The following is a 21,306-nucleotide window of genomic DNA, read 5'->3' as shown; positions in this document are numbered from 1 at the left end:
TGTCTGGGCCTGACGCCAGGGCCGGGCCATGGCGTCAGTCGCTGTCAGGCTGAGGTGGCGCGGCTATCGCGACGGGCCGCCACGGCATCGCCGAGGCGCTCGATCAGCGGCTTGAGCCGGGTATGCTTCATGGTCATGGCCGCCTTGTTGACCACCAGTCGGGTACTGATCGGAGCGATCAGCTCACGCGGCGCCATGCCGTTGGCACGCAGGGTGTTGCCGGTGTCGACGATATCGACGATCTCGTCGGCCAGGTTCATCAGCGGCGCCAGCTCCATGGCCCCGTAGAGCTTGATCACCTCGGCCTGGATGCCCTGCTCGGCATAGTAGCGGCGCGCGACATTGACGAACTTGGTGGCCACGCGGCGCCGGGCCCTGGCCGGCTCGGCACCGTCGATACCGGCGGTCATCAGCCGGCACCGGGCGATCTCGAGATCCAGCGGCTCGTAGAGCCCCTCGGCGCCATGCTCGAGGAGCACGTCCTTGCCGGCCACACCGAGGTCGGCGGCCCCGAGCTGTACGTAGGTGGGCACATCCGTGGCACGCAGGATCACCAGCTTGACGTCCGGCAGGTTGGTGTCGAACAGCAGCTTGCGACTGGCGCCCAGGTCCTCGGCCGGGGTGATGCCGGCATCGGCCAGCAGCGGCAGCGTCTCGTCAAGAATGCGACCCTTGGAGAGGGCCAGAATCAGTTGTTTGCTCATGCTCTCGCCTGTCTTGGGAAGCTAGCCGGGAATGCGACGGATATTGGCACCCAGCAGTTGCAGCTTCTCCTCGATGCACTCGTAGCCTCGATCGATATGGTAGATGCGGTCGACCAGGGTCTCGCCGTCGGCCATCATCGCCGCCACCACCAGTGAGGCGGAAGCGCGCAGATCGGTGGCCATCACCGGGGCGCCGGAGAGACGTTCGACGCCGGTGACCACCGCGGTGTTGCCCTCGAGGGCGATCTGCGCCCCCATGCGGTTGAGTTCCTGGACGTGCATGAAGCGGTTCTCGAAGATGGTCTCCACCACCCGGGCCGTCCCCTCGGCCACCGCATTGAGCGCCACGAACTGGGCCTGCATGTCGGTGGGAAAGGCGGGATAGGGCGCGGTACGGACATTCACCGCCCGCGGCCGCCGCCCCTCCATGTCCGCCTCGATCCAGTCGTCACCGGTGGTGATGGTGGCCCCCGCCTCCTCCAGCTTGGCCAGCACCGCCTCGAGGATGTCGGCCCGGGTACGGCGCACCCTGACCCGCCCCCGGGTCACCGCCGCGGCCACCAGGAAGGTGCCGGTCTCGATGCGATCGGGCATGACGTCGTGGTAGCAGCCATGCAACCGCGTGACCCCCTCGATGGTGATGGTATCGCTGCCATGGCCGCGGATCTTCGCCCCCATGGCGATCAGACACTCGGCCAGATCCACCACCTCGGGTTCCCGGGCCGCGTTCTCCAGTACCGTGGTGCCCTCGGCCAACGTCGCGGCCATCAGCAGGTTCTCGGTACCGGTGACGGTCACGGTATCGAAGAAGATGGTGGCGCCCTTGAGACGGCCATCGACCCGGGCGCGGATGTAGCCCCCCTCGACACGGATCTCGGCGCCCATCGCCTCGAGGCCGCGGATGTGCAGATCCACCGGCCGCGAACCGATGGCGCAGCCGCCGGGCAGCGAGACATCGGCGTGACCGAAATGGGCCAGCAGCGGCCCCAGCACCAGGATCGAGGCGCGCATCTTCTTGACCAGTTCGTAGGGCGCATCGCAATGGCGCACCTGGGCGCCGTCGAGCTGGATGGTCATCTTCTCGCCCATCACCGGCTCGAGGCCGAGGTGGCCGAGCAGCTCCAGGGTGGTGGTGATGTCCTGCAGGTGCGGCAGGTTGCCGATGGTCACCGGCTCGTCGGCCAGCAGGGTAGCGCAGAGAATCGGCAGGGCGGCGTTCTTGGCACCGCTGGCCCAGACCTCGCCGTTGGCGGGACCGTTGCCGGTAATGATCAGTTTGTCCATGAGGCTCGCCCGTCAGGCGCTGGCGTTTTCCGGCGCGCTCTGCCACTGCGCCGGGGTATAGGTCTTGATGCTCACCGCATGCAGGGCACCCGAGGCGATCTCCGCGGAGAGGGCACCATAGATCAACTGCTGGCGCTTGACCGGCGACAGGCCATCGAACACCTCACCCACGGCCACCACCTGAAAGTTGCAGCCTTCCCCCTGGATATGGAACTCGCAGTCGTCGATGCGGGCCTCGAGCAGCGCCTTGACCTCACTGGGTTGCATGAGCCGGAACTCCTGTGATGCATGAGAATGTGGGACCACCGGCCGCGAGACGGCCGGTGGCATGGATCGGGAATTCCGACATGGTAAAGAAAAGCGGCGCACTTGGCGATGCCGGCGGTGCTCGCCGCCCCGGGAAACCCCGAGCGTCAGGCGACCTCGTCCAGCGGCAGCAGGCGGTCGAGACCGGCCAGCCGAGTCAGGCGGATCAACGGCGCCGAGAGGTGCACGGCGCGGACCTCGAGACCGGCGGCGCGGGCGCGACGGGTCCACTCCAGCAGTACGCTGAGCGCCGCGCTGCTGACGCCCGCGACGCCGCCCAGGTCGAAGTCGACCCGGGTACCGGCCGGCTGGGTCGCGAGCCAGTCGCTGCCCGTGGCGGCCAGCGCCGCGGCCACGTCGAAGCCGACCACCCCGCTCACCGCCAGCCCCTCGGCACCGGCCGCCAGGCGAACGCCCGACCGATCGAGCAGCAGGCTCATGCGCTGCCGCCCTCTTCCAGCTCCTCGACGGCGATGTCCGGGGCCCAGCTCTCGATCACGGCGTCGTAGTCGCGGCCGTGATCGCGCATGGCCTGGTCGAACTGGTTGCGGAAGGTCAGCCCGAGGTTGATGCCATTGACGATGACATTGACCACCTTCCACTGGCCGTCGCTCAGGCGCAGCGAATAGCTGACCGGATAGACGGTCCCGTCGATGGCCACCACCTCCATGGCCACGCTGGCCTGGTCCTCGTGGCGCTGCCGCTGCTGGCTGTCCAGCACCCGCAGCTCGCGATAGTCGAAGGTCACCAGCCCCTTGGTGTAGGTATCGATCAGCGTCTGGCGAAAGGTATTGATGAAACGCGAACGCTGCTGAGGAGTGGCATTCTGGAAGTAGCGCCCCATGACGCTCGCCCCGATGTAACGGAAGTCGGCGATGTCGTCGAGGCTGTCGTCGACCACCCCCTTGAGCTCGTCGACGTTGTCGGCGAAATAGTCACGGCGGCCCTCGATCTGCCCCATCAGGTCGTCGATACTGTCGCGGATCATCTCCTCGGGCCCAGGTTCGGGGGCCGCCTGGGCCGACAGGGCGGCGAGCGCCAGGCACAAAGCGAGCACCAGGCGGAAGGAAGCAGGCAGGAAAGGCATCATCGAATCTCCTGGAAAGAGTGCCGTCAACGACCAGCGCGCGGTGCGGCTCAGTCGCTGACCATGTTGGACACGAATTGCTGGATGAGTTCTTCGAGCACCACCGCCGACTGGGTGTCGCGAATGGCGTCGCCGTCGGCCAGGGTCTCGGGGTCCCCCCCCACCGACAGCCCGATGTACTGCTCCCCGAGCAGGCCGGCGGTGAGGATCGACGCCGTGGTATCCCGGGACAACCTGCCCTCGAGCTCCGAGTCGAGCTCCAGTACCACCCGGGCGTCATACCAGTCGGTATCCAGCTCGATGGCCGAGACCTGGCCCACCGTGACCCCGGCCATGGTGACCCGCGCCCGCGGCTTGAGGCTGCCGATGTTGGCGAAGTTGGCCTCGAGGCGGAAGGTGTCGGCAGGGGCGGTAAAGGTCAGGCCACTGACCCGCAGGCCGAGGAACACCAGCCCCAGGACGCCGGCCAGCATGAACAGCCCGACCCCCAGTTCCATCATCTTGCTGCGTTTCATGCCGTCTCTCCGAACATCAACTCTGTACTCCGACCCATCAGTTAACCCCTCCGAACATCACCGCGGTCAGCACGAAATCGAGGCCGAGTACCGCCAGGGAGGAGTAGACCACGGTACGAGTGGTCGCCCGCGAGATGCCCTCCGAGGTGGGTATCAGGTCATAGCCCTGGAAGACCGCGATCCAGGTCACCACCAGGGCGAAGACCAGGCTCTTGACGATGCCGTTGCCGACGTCGCCGATGAAGTCGACGCTGGCCTGCATGTTGCCCCAATAGGAGCCCTCGAAGACACCGAGCCACTCGACGCCGACCAGGTGACCGCCGTACACCCCCACCACGCTGAAGCCGATGGTCAGCAGCGGCAGGGCGACGAAGCCGGCCCACAGGCGCGGCGCCACCACCCGGCGCAGCGGATCGACACCGATCATCTCCATGCTGGTGAGCTGTTCGGTGGCCTTCATCAGGCCGATCTCGGCGGTCAGCGCCGAGCCCGCTCGACCGGCGAACAACAGTGCCGCCACCACCGGGGCCAGCTCACGCAGCAGCGACAAGGCCACCATCTGGCCCAGCGCCTGTTCGGCACCGAAATCGACCAGCAGGGTATAGCCCTGCAGCGCCAGCACCATGCCGATGAACAGCCCCGAGACCAGCACGATGGCCAGCGACAGCACGCCGACGAAATGCATCTGGCGCAGCCATAGGTACCAGCCCTCGCGGGAGGGTATGCCGACCGCGGAGAGGAAGAGGAAGATCCCCGCCCGGCCCAGCGCCTCGAGCAGTTCGCAGCTCCGGCGCCCCAGGGTGGCGACTCGCTCGATCATCGCCGCCCCCCGGTGCTGAGGATGTCGGTGAAGAAGTCCACCGCAGGATAGTGGAAGGGCACCGGCCCGTCCGGCTCGCCATGAACGAACTGGCTGACCCGGGGATCCTGGTCGGCATCGAGCCCCTGCGGAGTGCCCTGGGCCATCACCTGGCCGTCGGAAATCACGTAGACGTAGTCGGCGATGGTCAGCGTCTCCTTGATGTCGTGGGAGACCACGACGGAAGTCAGCCCGAGCGCCTCGTTGAGCCGCTTGGTCAGCTGCACCAGCACCCCCATGGAGATCGGATCCTGGCCGACGAAGGGCTCGTCGTAGAGGATCAGCTCAGGGTCCAGGGCGATGGCACGGGCCAGCGCCACCCGCCGCGCCATGCCACCGGAGAGTTCGGCCGGCATCAGTTCGCGGGCACCACGCAGCCCGACGGCCTCGAGCTTCATCAGCACCAGGTCGCGGATCATCGACTGCGGCAGGTCGGTGTGGACCCGTAGCGGGAAGGCCACGTTCTCGAACACGTCGAGGTCGGAGAACAGTGCCCCGCTCTGGAACAGCATGCCCATGCGCCGGCGCATGGCGAACAGTGCCTTGCGCGACTGGCGATGGACGTCCTCGCCGTCGATCAGCACGCGCCCCGCATCGGGGGTCAGCTGGCCACCGATCAGCTTGAGCAGGGTGGTCTTGCCGGTACCGCTGGGCCCCATGATGGCGGTGATCTTGCCGCGGGGAATCTGCAGGTCGACGCCGCGGAAGATCTCCTTGTCGCCCCGCGAGAAATGCAGCCCCTCCACCGCCACGAAGGGAGTGTCGCTCATTGGCTCGTCGTCCCTCGAAAAAATTATCGAACATCGTATCCTAACCTTGCCTCGTTGCGCCACCATCGGCGCCATCCGGCTTGCACCGCGCCGGTCGAGAACGTTTAATGGGCGCCCTCCCGCTCCTGGCCAGGACCGTGTCTGCCATGCTCGTTCCCCTCATTGCCGTACTGCTCGGCTTCATCGCCCTGCTGTGGAGTGCCGAGCGCTTCGTCGGTGCCGCCGCCGCCACGGCCAGGCGCGCCGGCATGAGCACCCTGCTGGTGGGCATGACCATCGTTGCACTCGGCACCTCGGCGCCGGAGATCGTGGTCTCGGTGATGGCCTCGCTGGACGGCATCCCTGATCTCGCCACCGGCAATGCGCTCGGCTCGAACATCGCCAACATCGGCCTGGTGCTGGGCGTCACGGCCCTGGTGGTGCCCATCCCGGTGCGCTTCTCCATCGTCCGCCGTGAGCTGCCACTGCTGCTCGCTGCCACCGGCCTGGCCGGCTACGTGCTGGCCAACGGCATCCTCGGCCGCTTCGATGCCCTGTTCCTGCTGCTGCTGCTGGTATTCAGCCTGTGGTGGCTGTTCCGCGCCGATAGCCCCGACGAGGCCCCGGCAGGCGAGATCCCCGACATGCCGCTGAGGCGTGCCCTGCCCTGGCTGGTGCTGACCCTGGCGGTCATGGGCGTCGGCTCGCGGGCCCTGGTGTGGGGCGGCAGCGAACTGGCGCGCGGCCTCGGTGTCAGTGAGCTGGCCATCGGACTGACCATCGTCGCCATCGGCACCAGCCTGCCGGAGCTGGCCGCCTGCGTGGCCAGCGCGCTCAAGCGCCACCACGACATCGCCATCGGCAACGTCATCGGCTCCAACCTGTTCAACATGCTCGCCGTGCTGCCGATCCCGGGCATGCTGGCCCCCGGCCCCATCGACCCGGCGGCGGGAGAACGCGACTATCGCGTCATGCTGGCCCTGACCCTGGCGCTGGGCATGCTGCTGCTGTGGCAGCGACACGGCCGGCTGGGCCGGCTGGCCGGTGGCCTGCTGGCGCTGAGTTATGTCGGCTATCTGGCCTGGCTCGGCGCCGCCAGCTTCGCCACTGAGGTGCCGGCCACCTGAACGGGTGGTCGCCACGAACTTGAGTGAAACACCGCAACGGGCAACAATCACCGCCATGACCACCGATACCCCCCCTACCGGCAGCTCACCGCTGCGCGACAGCGCCCGACGCACCCTGCAGCTGGAACAGCAGGCCATCGCCGCCCTGATCGAACGCCTCGACGGCGGCTTCGACCGCGCCTGCGAACTGATCCTCGCCTGCCGGGGACGCGTCGTGGTGACCGGCATGGGCAAGTCCGGGCACGTCGCCGGCAAGGTCGCCGCCACCCTGGCGAGCACCGGCACCCCGGCCTTCTTCGTACACCCCGGCGAGGCCAGCCACGGCGACCTGGGCATGATCACCCCCGGCGACGTGGTGCTGGCCCTCTCCAACTCCGGCGAGACCGCCGAGGTCACTGCCCTGCTGCCGCTGCTCAAACGCATGGGCACGCCGCTGATCAGCATGACCGGGCGCCCCGGCTCGACCCTGGCCCGCCATGCCGACGCCCACCTCGATGCCGGCGTCGAACGCGAGGCCTGCCCGCTGGACCTGGCCCCCACCTCCTCGACCACCGCGGCGCTGGCCCTGGGCGACGCCCTGGCGGTGGCACTGCTCGAGTCCCGGGGCTTCACCGCCGAGGACTTCGCCCGCTCGCACCCCGGCGGCAGCCTCGGCAAGCGGCTGCTGCTGCGGGTCGCCGACCTGATGCACCAGGGCAGCCGACTGCCCTCGGTGCCGCTCGGTAGCCCGCTGCGCGACGCCCTGCTCGAGATCACCCGCCAGGGGCTGGGTTTCACCTGCGTGGTCGACGACGACGGCCGCCTGTCCGGGGTCTACACCGATGGCGACCTGCGCCGCACCCTGGACCAGCACAGCAACCTCTCCGACCTCAAGGTCGATGACGTCATGACCCGACCGGGCAAGCGGGTCAACGCCGAGATCCTGGCCGCCGAGGCAGTCCGCATCATGGAAGACAACCGCATCACCGCCCTGGCCGTGGTCGACGATGACGGTCGCCCGGTCGGCGCCCTGCACATGCACGACCTGCTCGCCAGCGGCGTGATCTGATGCCCCGTTTCCCCAAGGAGTTCCCATGACCCTCGACTCTCCCCTGCTCGACACCCAACTGGTGGACCGGCTGCGCCGCGTGCGCCTGCTGGCGCTGGACGTGGATGGCGTCCTCACCGACGGCCGGCTCTACTTCCAGGCCGACGGTATCGAGATCAAGGCCTTCCACACCCACGACGGCCACGGCATCAAGCTGCTCAAGCGTGCCGGACTCGAGGTGGCGCTGATCACCGGCCGCGATTCGCCGATGGTCAGCCGGCGCGCCGCCGCCCTCGGCATCAAGCACGTCTACCAGGGGGTGGAGAAGAAGCTACCCATGTTGCGCGAACTGTGCAGCCGCCTCGGCCTCGAACTGGACCAGGTCGCCTACTGCGGCGACGACATGCCGGACGTCGGCGCCATCAAGCGCGCCGGCGTCGGCATCAGCGTCCCCGGCGCCCCCTCCTACATCCGCAAGCACGCCGACTGGGTCACCGAGAGCGCCGCCGGCCATGGCGCGGTGCGAGAGATCTGCGACGCCCTGCTCCAGGCCCAGGGACACTGGGACGCCGTGATCGACACCTACCTGCACGGAGCCGACTGAGGCCATGGCACTGCGCCTGCCGCGCCCGTCATTTCGGGTCTGGCTGTTCCTGCTGCTGCTGGCCCTCGGTGGCGTGCTCGCCCTGCTCGACCAGCGCAGCCCCCGGGAGCCCGGGCCGGTGCCCCGCCACGAGGCCGGCGAACCGGACTACTACCTCGAGGGCGTTCGCCTGACCCGCTTCGACGCCGAGGGCCAGGCTCACCAGCGCCTGGACACCCCGCGCCTGGTGCACACCCCCCACGACGACGTCACGCGCATGCAGACACCGGAGGCGCGATTGATCGACAGCTCGGGGCGCATCTGGTTCAGCCAGGGCAAGGTCGGCACCCTGGGCGCCGGCGGCAATCCCCTCACCCTCTCCGGCGACGCCCGCCTGCACGCTCCCGAGGAGCACTGGCAACTCGACACCGATATCCTGCACTTCGATGCCGACACCGGCCACGCCTGGAGCGAAGCCCCGGCGCTGCTGCGCCAACCGCCCCAGCGCATGCGCGGTGAGCGCTTCGACGCCTGGATCCATGACAATCGCGCCCGCCTGACCGACAATGTCCGCGGTCACCATCCGCCCGAGACGCTATCCCCCACCGACGAGGACCCCGAGCCATGACGCGACAGCCCCCTGCCTCCCTGCTGGCCCCGGCACTGCTCGGGTTGGCCCTCACGGTCCTGGTCGCTCCCTCGGCGCAGGCCCTGGAGGGCGACGCCAGCGCTCCCATCGAGGTGGAGGCGAACCAGCTCGATCTCGACGACCGCGCCGGCACCGCCGTCTATACCGGCGACGTGGACATCCGCCAGGGCAGCATGCAACTGACCGGTGACCGGGTCGAGATCCGCCGCAACGCGTCGGGCGAACTCTCTCACGCCATCGCCACCGGCGAACGCGCCTACATCGAGCAGCTGCCGGCACCTGACGAGCCACTCGTGCGCGGCTGGGGACGCACCATCGTCTATTACGTCGCCGAGCGGCGGGTGGAACTGATCGATCGCGCCGAGCTGCACCAGGGCGGCGACACCTTCGACGGCGGCTATCTCGAGTATTTCCTCGATCGGCGCGTGGTCCAGGCCCGCTCGGAGGCCGAGGGCGTCGAAGAGCGCCAGCGCATACGCATGACCCTGCAGCCCGAGCAATAAGGGACGACATGAAGACACTCCGCGCCAGCCATCTGGCCAAGAGCTACAAGCGCCGCCGCGTGGTGCAGGACATCAGCCTGGCCATCGGCCAAGGCAGCATCGTCGGCCTGCTCGGCCCCAATGGGGCCGGCAAGACCACCTCCTTCTACATGATCGTCGGGCTGGTTCGCGCCGATGCCGGCGAGGTCCACATCGACGACCTCGACCTGACGAAGGCCGCCATGCACGAACGAGCCCGGGCCGGTATCGGGTATCTGCCCCAGGAAGCCTCGATCTTCCGCAAGCTCTCGGTGGCCGACAACATCATGGCGATCCTCGAGACCCGCCAGGACCTCGACCGCACAGGGCGCAGGGCACGGCTCGAGCAGTTGCTCGAGGACTTCCATGTCACCCATATCCGCGACAACCTCGGCATGAGCCTCTCCGGCGGCGAGCGGCGCCGGGTGGAGATCGCCAGGGCGCTGGCCACGGAACCCGCCTTCATCCTCCTCGACGAACCCTTCGCCGGGGTCGACCCCATCTCGGTGGGCGAGATCAAGGCCATCATCCGTCAGCTCAAGGCCCGTGATATCGGCGTCCTGATCACCGACCACAACGTGCGCGAGACCCTCGATATCTGCGATACCGCCTACATCGTCGGCGACGGCCAGATCATCGCCGAGGGCGATGCCGAGGCGATCCTGGCCAACCAGCGGGTGCGTGAAGTGTACCTCGGCGAAGACTTCCGCCTCTGACCACATCTACCGCAACTTACTGATATAAAGGCTATTGCAGCATGGCGGCATGAAAATTGCCGATGGCATGCTTATTGCTAATAAAAGACTTGCAACGCGCCGGGCAGCGGACTAGGGTGGGGGTTTTCGGCGAATGAGCACACACCTCTCATGGCCATGAAAGCATCCCTGCAACTGCGTGTCGGCACCCAGCTGACCATGACGCCTCAACTGCAGCAGGCCATCGCCCTGCTGCAGCTCTCCACCCTGGACCTGCGCCAGGAGATTCAGCAGGCCCTGGAGTCGAACCCCATGCTGGAGCTCGATGACGGCTTCGGCGAACAGGCAGCGAGCGAGCCTGCCGATGACGACTGGGCCAGCGAGATCCCCAGCGAACTCTCGGTCGACAGCGACTGGTCGGACACCTACCAGGATCTGGGCGCCTCTCCCGCCGGCAGCGGCGAGGGCCCAGACTTCGAGCGCCAGGCCTCGGGCCAGAGCCTGCAGGACCACCTCGCCTGGCAGTTGGCCATGACCGACCTGGACGAACGTCAGCGACACATCGCCGAGAGCCTGATCGATGCCGTGAACGGCGCCGGCTACCTGGCCCAGCCGCTCGACGAATTGCGTGACGGGCTCAAGAACCAGGGGCTCGAGGGACTCAAGAGTCGCGAGGTGGAGCAGGTATTGCTGCGCCTGCAGCAGTTCGAGCCGACCGGCATCTTCGCCCGGGACCTGCGCGAATGCCTGATGCTGCAACTCGCCGCCCTGCCCGACGACACCCCGTTGCTGCCCCAGGCCCGGCGCCTGGTGCGCCAGTTTCTCGAAGCGCTGGCCGGTGACGACCGCCGCCTGCTCAAGCGCCGACTCGGCCTCGATGACGATGCCCTCGACGAGGTGATCGCCCTGGTGCGCTCACTGGACCCGAGGCCGGGCAGTCGCTATTCGGAATCCGACAACGACTACGTCATTCCCGACCTGGTCGCCCGTCACGACAACCGCGGCTGGCAGGTGGAGCTCAACCCCGAGGCCCTGCCACGGCTACGCATCCAACCCGACTATGCGGCACTGATTCGCCGCGCCGACAAGAGCCAGGACAACCAGTTCCTCAAGAATCACCTGCAGGAGGCCCGCTGGTTGATGAAGAGCCTCTCCAGCCGCAACGACACCCTGCTGCGGGTAGGACGCGAGATCATGGCGCGCCAGCTCGACTTCCTCGAGCAGGGCGAGGAGGCGATGCGGCCATTGATACTGGCCGATATCGCCCAGGCCGTGGAGATGCACGAATCGACCATCTCGCGAGTCACCACCCAGAAGTTCATCCACACCCCCCGCGGCGTCTTCGAGCTGAAGTATTTCTTCTCCAGCCAGGTCGGCAACGGGGATGGCGACGCTCACTCGAGCACCGCGATCCGCGCCCGCATCCGCAAGCTGATCCAGGAGGAGCCGCCACGCAAGCCGCTCTCCGACAGCAAGCTGGTGACGCTGCTCGAGGAGGCCGGCATCAGCGTCGCGCGGCGGACCGTGGCCAAGTATCGGGAGGCCATGGGCATCGCCTCCTCCAGCGAGCGCAAGCGGCTAAGGTGAGTGAGCGCCAGTCGCCGCTGGCATCGCCCTCAGCAGGGGGTTTGCAGGGCAGGAAAAAGGGTTACAATCGAGGCACCAATCGAAGGACGAAGGAGCGTGTCATGCAAGTCAACATCACCGGCCATCATGTGGAACTGACCGACGCCCTGCGTGACTATGTGAACGAAAAGCTCACTCGCGTGGAACGCCACTACGACAACATCACCACCGTGCAGGTAACGCTCTCCGTCGAGAAGGAACGCCAGCAGGCCGCCTGCACCCTGCATGCCGCCGGTGCCGATCTGCACGCCGAGGCCATGGACGGTGACATGTACGCCGCCATCGATGCGCTCGCCGACAAGCTGGACCGCCAGTTGGTCAAGCACAAGGAGAAGGTCCAGGCCCGCGCCCAGGGCGCCGGTGCCCGCTGATCCATCATGACACTCGAAGCCATCCTGCCCCCCGAGCGCACCCTGTTCGGCGTGCCCGGGGGAAGCAAGAAGCGGGTACTGGAATTCTTCAGCACCTTCATCGCACAGAACACACCGAGCCTCGACAGCCAGGAAGTCTTCGGCCGCCTGATCGGCCGTGAGCGGCTGGGCAGCACGGGTATCGGCAACGGCGTCGCCATTCCCCATGCCCGCGACCCGCACTGCAAGGCTCCCCTTGCCGGCTTCCTGAAGCTGGCCGAGCCGATCGACTTCGACGCCATCGATGGCGAGCCGGTTGACCTGATCTTCGTGCTGCTGGTACCGGAAGAGGCCGACGATGCCCACCTCGCGCTGCTGGCCCAGGTCGCGGGCGTGATGAACGATGCCGAGACCCGCGGCCGGCTGCGCAAGAGCGCGAGCCAGCGCGAGCTCCATGAGCGACTCATCGAGGCGATCCGACGACAGTCCTCGGGCTGATCGTCGCTCACCGGGCCACCCGGCCAGTCACACGACCAGGAGACCCGCCATGCAGCTCGTGATCATCAGCGGCCGATCCGGCTCCGGCAAGTCGATCGCACTGCAGGCCCTCGAGGACCTCGGCTACTACGCCATCGACAACCTGCCGGCCATGCTGCTCGGCCCGCTGGTGGACGAACTCAGCAGCGATCACTCGCCCCACACCTCGATCGCGGTGAGCATCGATGCGCGCAACCTGCCCCATGCACTGGAGCGCTTTCCCACCCTGCTGGAGGAAGTGCGCGCGCGCGGAATCGACGGCCAGGTGATCTACCTCACCACCGATGCCCGCATCCTGCTCGAGCGCTACTCGGCCACCCGCCGCCGTCACCCGCTGACACGGGACAGCGACATGACCCTGGCCGAGGCCATCGATTCCGAGGAGACGGCGCTCGCCGAGATTCGCGACCTGGCCGACCTGGTGATCGATACCTCGCGACTCTCGGTGCACGAGTTGCGTCGGCGAATCAGCGACCAGGTGGCCAACCACCGGACCGACCAGTTGACCCTGACGGTGGAGTCCTTCGGCTTCAAGCGCGGCGTGCCGCTCGATGCCGACATCGTCTTCGACGCCCGCTGCCTGCCGAACCCCTATTGGGACCCCCGACTGCGGCCGTACACCGGCCGCGACGCCGCGGTCATCGAGTTCCTCGACGGCTACCCCATCGTCGGCGAGATGCATGACGATATCCTGGCCTGGGTGGAGCGCTGGCTGCCCGCCTACCAGGCCAGCCATCGCAGCTACCTGACCGTGGCCATCGGCTGCACCGGCGGCCAGCACCGCTCGGTCCACCTGGCCGAACGACTGGCCCGGCACCTCGCCGGGCATTGTCCCAGTGTGCGGCTACGCCATCGCGAACTGGGCATTCACAACATCCTCCCCCGCCCGTCGGAGCCACCACCGGCCGAGAACGATGACGAAGGAACCTGAGGCGTGCCGCAACGCAAGCTTACCCTGAACAATCGGCGTGGCCTGCACGCCCGCGCCGCCACCAAGCTGGTCCAGTGCTGCCAGCCCTTCCAGGCCAGGGTCATCGTGAGCCACGGCGGCCGCGATGCCGACGCCGCCAACATCATGTCGCTGCTGATGCTGGCCGCCCCCTGCGGCACCGAGCTGACGATCAGTACCGAAGGCGAGGACGCCGAGGCGGTGCTCGACGCCCTCGAGGCACTCTTCGAGGCCCGCTTCGACGAGGACGCCTAACCGCCCGCCACCATCATCTCGTCGACCAGCCAGCTGCCGGTATGGATGCTGCCGCGGGTATCGAGGTCGTCGCCGACTCCCGCCAGCCCCTTGAACATTCCCTCGAGGTTGCCGGCGATGGTGAACTCCTCCACCGGGTGTCGTATCTCGCCATCCTCGACCCAGAAGCCGGCGGCGCCGCGGGAGTAGTCGCCGGTCACGCCGTTGACCCCCTGCCCCATCAGCTCGGTGACCAGCACGCCGCGCCCCATGCGGGCCAGCAATGCCTCGCGGGACGCCAGCGGCGCCGTGATGCGCAGGTTGCGTGCGCCGCCGGCGTTGCCGGTGGTCTGCAGGCCGAGGCGCCTCGCACTGTAGGCCGAGAGCATGTAGCTGGCCAGCCGCCCACGATCGACGAAGACGTTGTCACGGGTCTGGACCCCGTCGTTGTCGAAGGGACTGCTGGCCATGGCGCCACGCTCCATGGGCTTCTCGCCGAGGCTGAACCACTCGGGAAAGAGCGGCTCGCCCAGACGGTCGCAGAGGAAGGAGGCCTGGCGATAGAGGGCCCCGCCGGCGATGGCACTCATCAGGTGCCCCACCAGCCCGCCGGCCACGGTCGGGTCGAACAGTACCGGCAGGCGTCCGGTGGCCGGGCGCCGCGCGCCGAGCCGGCGCAGGGTCCGCCGCGCCGCGCTCTCGCCCACCGCCTCGGGCGCCATCAGGTCCCGGGGATGGCGGGCACTGGTATAGTCGTAGTCCCGCTGCATGCCCCCCTCATCCTCGGCGATCAGCATGCAGGACAGCGAGTGGCGACTGCCCCGCTGGCTGCCGAGAAAGCCATGGCTGTTGGCGTAGACCCGCACGCCCTCGCCGCTGGAGAGCGAAGCGCCGTCGGAGCTGCGGATCCCCGCCATGCCACGACCGGCGGCCTCGCAGGCAAGCGCCAGCTCGATGGCCTGCTCGGTGGTCAGGTCCCAGGGGTGGTGGACGTCGAGATCCGGCAGCTCGCGCGCCATCAGCCCGGCATCGGCCAGACCCGAGGCCGGGTCCTCGCCGGTATGGCGCGCAATGGCCAGGGCCTTCTCGACCACGGCGCGGATCGAGGCCTCGCCGGCATCGCTGGACGAGGCACTGCCCTTGCGCGACCCGACGTAGACGGTCACCGCGATGCCCTGGTCACGGGAGAGCTCGACGGTCTCCACTTCGCCCTCGCGCACGCTGATGCCGACCCCCTGGTCGACGCTGGCCCCGACCTCGCAGGCGTCGGCCCCCAGCCGCCCGGCCAGCTCGAGCGCCGCCTCGGCGCGGGTTTCCAGCAGTGACTGCTGGGCAGCGGCATCGAAAGCCTGTGTCATGCGATTCTCCTCGTCGACCGGCCCCGCGGGGCCGGTTCACTCATGATGCGTTGCACAGCCCGTCGCTGCGGGCTGATATACTATCGTCCATCCCGACCTCAACCGATGGAAGCGGCATGTCCCAGGAATCTCCCCGTGAGCTGCTCGCGCAGATCACCCAGTCGGATGACGAGCCCGTCAGCAAGTCCCAGCTCAAGCGCGAGATGCATGCGCTTCAGGCACTGGGCGAGGCGATCATCGCCATGACGCCCGCCGAACGCGCCCGCTTCCCCCTCTCCGATGACATGCTGGCCGCCGTGGAGGAGACCTCGCGGATCCGCTCCCACGAGGGACGCCGGCGGCACATGCAGTACGTCGGCAAGGTCATGCGTCGCGAGAACCTCGCCGCGATCCAGACGGTGTACGAGGAGGTCGAGCAGGAGAAGCTCCGCCGCGACCACGCCTTCCACCGCCTCGAGAAGTGGCGCGACCGGCTCATCGAGGAGGGTGACGATGCCGTCGAGCCCTTCATCGCGGAGTTCCCCGCCGTCGACCGCCAGGCCCTGCGCCAGCTGATCCGCAACGCCCGCCGCGAACGCGAGCTAGGCAAGCCGCCGACCAATGCCCGCCGGCTGTTCCGCCTGATCCGCGATACCGCGGGGCTGTAGGCCTGGCACCTGCCCGAGCGCATGGCGCTTGTGCCCCCCACGCTGCCTATGTTGACGGCATGGCCCCTATGGGGTCAGACCCCAGCCAAACCATCATGCCTGTCGTGGCGCTCCTCTCTTGCCGAACCAGCGCCCGCCGGGGTCTGACCCCATAGGGACCGCCGACGTCGGCGGCCCTACTACAGCGCCTTACGACTGTGTGCCGCCGACCGTCAGCTCATCGAGCTTCAGCGTCGGCTGGCCGACGCCCACCGGCACGCCCTGCCCCTCCTTGCCGCAGACCCCGATACCGGTGTCCAGTTCCAGGTCGTGGCCGATCATCGACACCCGGCCCATGGCCTCCGGGCCGTTGCCGATCAGGGTCGCCCCCTTGACCGGCGCGGTGATGCGGCCGTCCTCGATCAGGTAGGCCTCGCTCGCCGAGAAGACGAACTTGCCCGAGGTGATGTCGACCTGGCCACCACCGAAGCTCACCGCGTAGAGGCCACGCTTCACGCTGCGCAGGATCTCCTCCGGGTCGTCCTGCCCCGCCAGCATGTAGGTATTGGTCATGCGCGGCATCGGCAGGTGGGCGAAGGACTCGCGCCGAGCGTTGCCGGTGGGGGCCATGCCCATCAGCCGGGCGTTGAGCTTGTCCTGCATGTAGCCGGTGAGGATGCCGTCCTCGATCAGGGTAGTGCACTGCCCCGGCGTGCCTTCGTCGTCGACGCTCATGGAGCCGCGCCGATCGGCCAGGGTGGCGTCGTCGACCACGGTCACGCCCGGCGAGGCGACTCGCTGCCCCATGCGGCCGGCGAAGGCCGAGCTGCCCTTGCGGTTGAAGTCGCCCTCCAGGCCATGCCCCACCGCCTCGTGGAGCAGGATGCCCGGCCAGCCCGGCCCCAGTACCACCGGCAACTGGCCGGCCGGGGCGTCGACCGCCTCCAGGTTGACCAGCGCCTGGCGTACCGCCTCCCGGGCGTAGCGCTCGGCGACGTGCTCGTCACGCAGCCGCGCCATGGAGTAGCGCCCGCCACCCCCGGCGCTGCCACGCTCGCGGCGCCCGTTCCTGACCGCGATGACGCTGACATTGAAGCGCACCAGCGGGCGGATGTCCGCCGCCAGGGTCCCATCGCTGGCCCACACCAGCACCACCTCGTGCACCCCGGTGAGCGAGGCGCTGACCTGGGCCACCGAGGGGTCGGCCGCCCGGGCCACCCGGTCGGCCTGCTTGAGCATGGCGATCTTCTCCTCGGCGGACAGGCCGGAGAGCGGGTCCACGCCGCCGTAACGGCTGTCTCCCTGCACCACCACCCTGGGGGAGACCGCGAGGCGGGTGCCGTGGCGCACGATGCCCGACGCGGTACGCCCGGTCTCGGCCAGTGCCTCGCGGGTGATCTGGTTGGAGTAGGCGAAACCGGTCTTCTCGCCGGCCAGGGAGCGCACCCCGACGCCGCCGTCGATGTTGTAGCTGGCCTCCTTGACCTCACCGTCCTCGAGTACCCAGCCCTCGTGCCAACTGCGCTGGAAGTAGAGGTCGGCGTAGTCGATACCGGGGCCCAGGGCATGCCCCAGGCCCGCGTCCAGGGCGCCGAGATCGAGCCCGCCCGGGGTGAGCAGGATCTCGGCGGCGTCTTCGAGCAGGGAGTGATGGCGTGATGTCATTCGGCGCTTTCCACGGATATCTGGGGCGAGGTCCAGGGACCCCGCACGCGGTAATGGACTCGGGTCACCCGGTCGATGGCGTCACCGAACAGGCGGTCGGCGAGGAACAGGGCACCGCCGATCACCGGCGCACCGGCGATCACGGCGGCCAGCGGCAGGTTGCGGCTCACCGGCACTGTGACGCCCAGGCGCTGGTCGAGTTCCCGCCGCGCCAGGTCCACCGTGCCCTCCAGGGTGAAGAAGGTGGCCGGCCCCTCGACCTCCACCGGCCCTCGTGTCTCCAGAATCCCACCATACAGGGTCGCGGCGCCGGTGACACTGTCGAAGGCGGTGCCCTGGCCGGTGACATCGGAGAAATCGAGCCGCAGGCGACGCACCAGATTGTCGACGTTGAGCAGCCCCACCAGGCGCGCCGAGGGCGACTCGATGTTGACGAAACGCCCGTCGCGCAGCAGCACCTCGATGCTGCCGCGGGAGCGCTCCAGGGCGAATTGCCAGGGCGCTCCTTGCCAGGCGAGCTGGCTGGAGACCCGGGTCTCGCGGTTGCGGATCGACACCGGCTGCCCGAGCTGCTCCAGCGCGGTGCCGAGGTCGCGGCCGTCCAGGTCGAGCCGTGCCCGACTCAGGCTGTCGGCGGGGCCAGCGGCTTCCCAGACCAGCTCCCCCCGCGCCGAGACCTCGCCCAGGGTCAGCCCCAGGGGCGCGATGGTCAAGCCCTCGGGCGTCGACCGCCAGCGGGTCGTGAGCGGGCCGAAGCGCCGCCCCTGGTACTCGATGTCGGCGACGCGCAGGCGGCCGTCGGGCAGCCGTCCGGCCCAGTCCGGCAGCGGTGCCGGCTCCGGCGGCGTGGCGACTTCGTCCATCAGCGACCCACCGTCACCGGCCTGAGGCATCAGGCCGTCCAGGGTCAGGCGCATCAGCGCGATGTCCAGGGAATCCTCCAGCCCGGGACGATAGTCGAGCTGCCCTTCGACCAGGCTACCGTCCAGCGCCACCCGCCAGCCCCCGCCGGGCCGGGGCCGTCCGTCGAGATACAGCGAACCCAGGCAGCGCCCGTCGTGTTCCAGGCAGTTGGTCTCGAGCCCGATGCCCCCCAGGGTCTCGGCCACCCCATCACCGGCCCCGCCTCCCTGGTCGACGTCCAGCGCCGAGAGCGCCTCGCCCCAGGCGGCGAGATCGAGCCTCGGCCGATAGGCTTCCACCCACCAGCCCTCGCTCTCCGGCCAGGGGGTGACCGGAGCGCGGCCGATCCAGACCTGGCCCTGGCCGATCTCGGAGTCGGCGAGTTCCCGCCAGCGCATGTGCACCTGCTCGCCCAGCCGGCCTTCGAGCCGGCCATCCGCCAGGCCCATGTCGAGTCGCAGCGGCTCGTGCTGATCCGGTGTCTTGCCCAGCGGTGCCGGCAAGGCAATGCCCAGCCCCTCGAGCGAGCTCGAGAGGCTCAGGGTGCTGGCCTGCTCGCCGATCGCCAGACGCCCTTGCCAGGGGAACTGCCCTTCGAGCAGGTCATCGAGCGCCGCCGCTCCGGTCCAGCGGGCCAGACCGGCGGCGGTCACGGTACCGCTCAGGTCGAGCCCACCGGCCAGAGTATCGATCTCGGCGCGCACCGGCCCATCGAGCAACCGGCCCTCGACGCGCCCCTCGAGCCCCCCCTCCTCACCGCGCTGATGCCAGGCCAGCGGACCATCGAGCTCGCTGAAGGCCAGTGCCAGCGGGAGGTACTCCAGCCGACCGAAAGCCACGTCGGTGTCGATGTCGAGCGCCAGCGCCCCGGGCTCATCGAGCGGCAGCGACAGCGACAGCCGACCCGAGGCAGTGCCCTCGCCCTGCCACGCCTCGACCGCCTCGATGCCCTCCACCGGCATCGCCAGCAGGTAGCGACGCAGCGCCTCGGCCGAGGCCTCGAGCTCGCCGCTCACGTCGAGGTGCTCGTCGACCAGCGAGACCCGGCCGTCGCGGGCTTCGACGCCGAGGCTCTCGGCCCGCTCGACGGTCGCCTCGAGGGTGGTGTCCTGCAGGGTCAGGCGCCCCTCCAGCGCCTCCAGGGCCGGCCACTCCGGCGCGAAGGGCAACCGTCCCTCCTCGATGGCGAGCTCCAGGCCGAAGGAGGGGGCGACCCTGGCCGCGCCGCCGGCCAGCGGCAGGTGCAGCCGCAACGAGCCCTCGGGCACACGCCCGGCTACGCCTGCGCCCAGCCACTCGGTGAGCTCCTCGCCCATGATCCCGACCGGCAGCCAGTCGAGCAGCGGGGTATCGATGGCGTCCACGTCGCGAAAGCCCAGCGTCAGCCCGAACCCACCCCGTTGCCCGCCCCCCACCGAGAGGCCGAAGCCCCCCCGCGCCTCGGCGCCGTTCCAGCCCGCCCTGAGGTTCCGGCCGCTGACGAAGCTGCGTGGCCCGTCGTAGGTCCAGAGCACCTCGCCACTGGCGTGGGCGAGTGCCATGGGGGTGCCAAAGACCTCGGGAAAGTACAGCTCGACGCCATCGTTGCCGACGAAGCTCACCCGGCCATTCAGGTCCCGGGCCTCGACCCACACGTCGAACGGCCCCCCGCCGGGGGCCTGCTCCCAGGGCGAGACCGCCACGCCATGGACCCCCGCCCGGGCCAACCAGTGCCCATTCTCGCGCCCCACTCCCAGACCGGCCACCCGGCCGCGGGGGGCCAGGCTGGCCACCGCCCGGGACAGCGCTTCCGGCAGCGGCAGGCGATCGCGCCAGGCAGCCAGCGAGCCGAGTTCGAATTCGCTGGTATTGAGCCACCACCCGTCGTCGTTGCCGCGCAGGTGCCAGTAGGACGGCAGGGCCGGCCCCTCCGTCTCGGCCAGCTCCACCGGCGCGTCCCAGTCGGCACTGCCGGCGTCTGTCTCGAGCCAGGCCTCCCAGCCGTCGTCGCCCCGCAGCCACTGGCCGCGGGCGGCGACGCTCTCGAGCACGATGGTCCGCAGCTCACCGACGCTGTCGTGGTGACTCATGGCCAGCAGTGGCGCGTCCAGGTCGAGGCGGGCATCGGCAAGCCTGCCGCGGTGCCAACGACCCCACAGCCGCGCATCGCCGTTGGCCGTCTCGAGGCGCATGGGGTCGTTGCGACCCAGCACCTCGGCCAGCCCCAGCAGGCTGTCGAGGGTCACGTCGGCCTGCAGGGCGGCACTGAAGTCGCGCAGCCCCGAAGGGCCGGGGAAGATATCCAGCGCCACCTGCATGGCGACCTGCTCCCGGATCTGCTCCCGGTCCTCGAGCCGCACCTCGCCCTCCAGGTGGGCGTGGCGGGCATCCCCGGTCATCAGCAGCTGCGGCGCATGCAGCACCTCGCGCGTCTCCTGGCCGTGCAGCACCAGGCGGAGATCCTCGACCCAGGCGCGCTGACGCAGCAGCAGCCCGACCCAGAAATCGAGACGATCCAGGTCGAACTCCACGTCGGGCTTGAACTCGGGGGGAAGTCGGGCCGGATCGGGCCAGTGCCAACGCCCCTGTCGATCCTGGTAGAGGTGCAGCGTCACACCCTGCAGGCGGGCATCCGCCACCACCGGTACGCCCTCGCGTAGGCTGGCCAGGGTATCCAGCCGCAACCGGCCGCCCTCGACCTCGATCAAGGGCGTGTGACCGAGCCCCTCCCGGGAACGGACGATCAGGCCGGAGAGTTCCAGCATGGGGTCGACTCTTGCCAGGCGAGTGTCGAGCTCACGGATCTGCACCACGGCACCGAAGCGCGACGAGAGCATCGCCTCGAGTCTCGGCGTGGCGTCCTCGGCCAGGCCGAGGGCCAACCGCAACAGGACCAGCACGAGGGCCACCATCGCCAGCAGCAACGCCGCCAGCGTCAGAACCCAGCGCGACAGCAGGCGAATCCGAGGCATG

The 21,306-nt window shown here is 69.0% G+C and carries 23 protein-coding genes; 12 read left to right on the top strand and 11 right to left on the bottom strand.

Features of this window, described 5'->3' with window-relative positions; genetic code table 11:
- Window positions 1-44: 44 nt before the first annotated feature.
- The 8 genes from hisG to QLQ85_RS05960 form a co-directional block, all read right to left on the bottom strand.
- Window positions 45-704, bottom strand: coding sequence for an ATP phosphoribosyltransferase (gene hisG, locus QLQ85_RS05995; protein ID WP_282738142.1), 660 nt, complete (start codon window positions 702-704; stop codon window positions 45-47).
- Between the two features lie 21 nt (window positions 705-725).
- Window positions 726-1,988 (bottom strand): UDP-N-acetylglucosamine 1-carboxyvinyltransferase, encoded by a 1,263-nt coding sequence (gene murA, locus QLQ85_RS05990; RefSeq protein ID WP_282738141.1) that lies wholly within the window; start codon window positions 1,986-1,988, stop codon window positions 726-728.
- Window positions 1,989-2,000: 12 nt separating this feature from the next.
- Entirely contained in the window at window positions 2,001-2,255 is a 255-nt protein-coding gene (locus QLQ85_RS05985; RefSeq protein WP_282723617.1) for a BolA family protein, read from the bottom strand.
- A gap of 146 nt (window positions 2,256-2,401) precedes the next feature.
- Window positions 2,402-2,734 (bottom strand): STAS domain-containing protein, encoded by a 333-nt coding sequence (locus QLQ85_RS05980; RefSeq protein WP_282738140.1) that lies wholly within the window; start codon window positions 2,732-2,734, stop codon window positions 2,402-2,404.
- Window positions 2,731-3,384: an MlaC/ttg2D family ABC transporter substrate-binding protein gene (locus QLQ85_RS05975; RefSeq protein WP_407650346.1), complete on the bottom strand. Its 654-nt coding sequence runs from the start codon at window positions 3,382-3,384 to the stop codon at window positions 2,731-2,733. The genes QLQ85_RS05980 and QLQ85_RS05975 overlap by 4 nt, the downstream gene beginning before the upstream one ends.
- Window positions 3,385-3,431: 47 nt before the next feature.
- Complete coding sequence (gene mlaD / locus QLQ85_RS05970; RefSeq protein WP_282738139.1) at window positions 3,432-3,896, bottom strand: outer membrane lipid asymmetry maintenance protein MlaD; 465 nt, start codon at window positions 3,894-3,896, stop codon at window positions 3,432-3,434.
- A 37-nt stretch (window positions 3,897-3,933) separates the two neighbouring features.
- On the bottom strand, window positions 3,934-4,716 hold the full coding sequence (gene mlaE / locus QLQ85_RS05965) for a lipid asymmetry maintenance ABC transporter permease subunit MlaE (RefSeq protein ID WP_282723614.1): 783 nt from the start codon (window positions 4,714-4,716) through the stop codon (window positions 3,934-3,936).
- Window positions 4,713-5,525, bottom strand: a complete 813-nt coding sequence (locus QLQ85_RS05960; RefSeq protein WP_282738138.1) for an ABC transporter ATP-binding protein — start codon at window positions 5,523-5,525, stop codon at window positions 4,713-4,715. The genes mlaE and QLQ85_RS05960 overlap by 4 nt, the downstream gene beginning before the upstream one ends.
- 146 nt (window positions 5,526-5,671) lie before the next feature.
- On the opposite strand from QLQ85_RS05960, the gene QLQ85_RS05955 reads away from it, so the two are divergent.
- From QLQ85_RS05955 to QLQ85_RS05905, 11 genes are all read left to right on the top strand, one after another.
- Window positions 5,672-6,631, top strand: coding sequence for a calcium/sodium antiporter (locus QLQ85_RS05955; protein ID WP_282738137.1), 960 nt, complete (start codon window positions 5,672-5,674; stop codon window positions 6,629-6,631).
- A 55-nt stretch (window positions 6,632-6,686) separates the two neighbouring features.
- Window positions 6,687-7,679, top strand: a complete 993-nt coding sequence (locus QLQ85_RS05950) for a KpsF/GutQ family sugar-phosphate isomerase (protein ID WP_282738136.1) — start codon at window positions 6,687-6,689, stop codon at window positions 7,677-7,679.
- A 25-nt stretch (window positions 7,680-7,704) separates the two neighbouring features.
- Window positions 7,705-8,262 carry a KdsC family phosphatase gene (locus QLQ85_RS05945; RefSeq protein ID WP_282738135.1) on the top strand — a complete coding sequence of 186 codons (558 nt, stop codon included), beginning with the start codon at window positions 7,705-7,707 and terminating at the stop codon, window positions 8,260-8,262.
- A 4-nt stretch (window positions 8,263-8,266) separates the two neighbouring features.
- On the top strand, window positions 8,267-8,869 hold the full coding sequence (lptC, locus tag QLQ85_RS05940; RefSeq protein ID WP_282738134.1) for an LPS export ABC transporter periplasmic protein LptC: 603 nt from the start codon (window positions 8,267-8,269) through the stop codon (window positions 8,867-8,869).
- Entirely contained in the window at window positions 8,866-9,393 is a 528-nt protein-coding gene (lptA, locus tag QLQ85_RS05935; protein WP_282738133.1) for a lipopolysaccharide transport periplasmic protein LptA, read from the top strand. Before lptC ends, lptA begins: the two co-directional genes overlap by 4 nt.
- 8 nt (window positions 9,394-9,401) lie before the next feature.
- Entirely contained in the window at window positions 9,402-10,127 is a 726-nt protein-coding gene (gene lptB / locus QLQ85_RS05930; protein WP_282738132.1) for an LPS export ABC transporter ATP-binding protein, read from the top strand.
- Window positions 10,128-10,277: 150 nt separating this feature from the next.
- Window positions 10,278-11,693, top strand: a complete 1,416-nt coding sequence (locus QLQ85_RS05925) for an RNA polymerase factor sigma-54 (protein ID WP_282723606.1) — start codon at window positions 10,278-10,280, stop codon at window positions 11,691-11,693.
- Between the two features lie 101 nt (window positions 11,694-11,794).
- The gene (gene hpf, locus QLQ85_RS05920; protein WP_102628493.1) at window positions 11,795-12,103 is read left to right on the top strand and encodes a ribosome hibernation-promoting factor, HPF/YfiA family; all 309 of its coding nucleotides are present in this window, start codon (window positions 11,795-11,797) and stop codon (window positions 12,101-12,103) included.
- A gap of 6 nt (window positions 12,104-12,109) precedes the next feature.
- Window positions 12,110-12,580: a PTS IIA-like nitrogen regulatory protein PtsN gene (gene ptsN / locus QLQ85_RS05915; protein ID WP_282723605.1), complete on the top strand. Its 471-nt coding sequence runs from the start codon at window positions 12,110-12,112 to the stop codon at window positions 12,578-12,580.
- 49 nt (window positions 12,581-12,629) lie between these two features.
- Entirely contained in the window at window positions 12,630-13,550 is a 921-nt protein-coding gene (gene rapZ / locus QLQ85_RS05910; RefSeq protein WP_282738131.1) for an RNase adapter RapZ, read from the top strand.
- Window positions 13,551-13,553: 3 nt separating this feature from the next.
- Complete coding sequence (locus QLQ85_RS05905) at window positions 13,554-13,823, top strand: HPr family phosphocarrier protein (protein ID WP_282738130.1); 270 nt, start codon at window positions 13,554-13,556, stop codon at window positions 13,821-13,823.
- Here the strand turns inward: QLQ85_RS05905 and pmbA are convergent.
- Entirely contained in the window at window positions 13,820-15,160 is a 1,341-nt protein-coding gene (gene pmbA / locus QLQ85_RS05900) for a metalloprotease PmbA (protein WP_282738129.1), read from the bottom strand. The genes QLQ85_RS05905 and pmbA overlap by 4 nt on opposite strands.
- Window positions 15,161-15,276: 116 nt before the next feature.
- On the opposite strand from pmbA, the gene yjgA reads away from it, so the two are divergent.
- On the top strand, window positions 15,277-15,807 hold the full coding sequence (gene yjgA, locus QLQ85_RS05895) for a ribosome biogenesis factor YjgA (protein WP_282738128.1): 531 nt from the start codon (window positions 15,277-15,279) through the stop codon (window positions 15,805-15,807).
- Window positions 15,808-15,996: 189 nt separating this feature from the next.
- Here the strand turns inward: yjgA and tldD are convergent, their stop codons facing one another.
- Together tldD and QLQ85_RS05885 are read right to left on the bottom strand one after the other, a co-directional pair.
- A complete protein-coding gene (gene tldD, locus QLQ85_RS05890; RefSeq protein ID WP_282738127.1) occupies window positions 15,997-17,451 on the bottom strand; it encodes a metalloprotease TldD in 1,455 nt (484 codons plus the stop codon).
- Window positions 17,448-21,305, bottom strand: a complete 3,858-nt coding sequence (locus QLQ85_RS05885; RefSeq protein WP_282738126.1) for a YhdP family protein — start codon at window positions 21,303-21,305, stop codon at window positions 17,448-17,450. The genes tldD and QLQ85_RS05885 overlap by 4 nt, the downstream gene beginning before the upstream one ends.
- Between the last annotated feature and the right edge of the window lies 1 nt (window position 21,306).

The sequence above is a fragment of the Halomonas kalidii genome, from assembly GCF_030010475.1.
GTDB classification, from domain to species: Bacteria; Pseudomonadota; Gammaproteobacteria; order Pseudomonadales; family Halomonadaceae; genus Halomonas; species Halomonas heilongjiangensis.
This window is presented reverse-complemented; position numbering and strand designations above follow the sequence as displayed.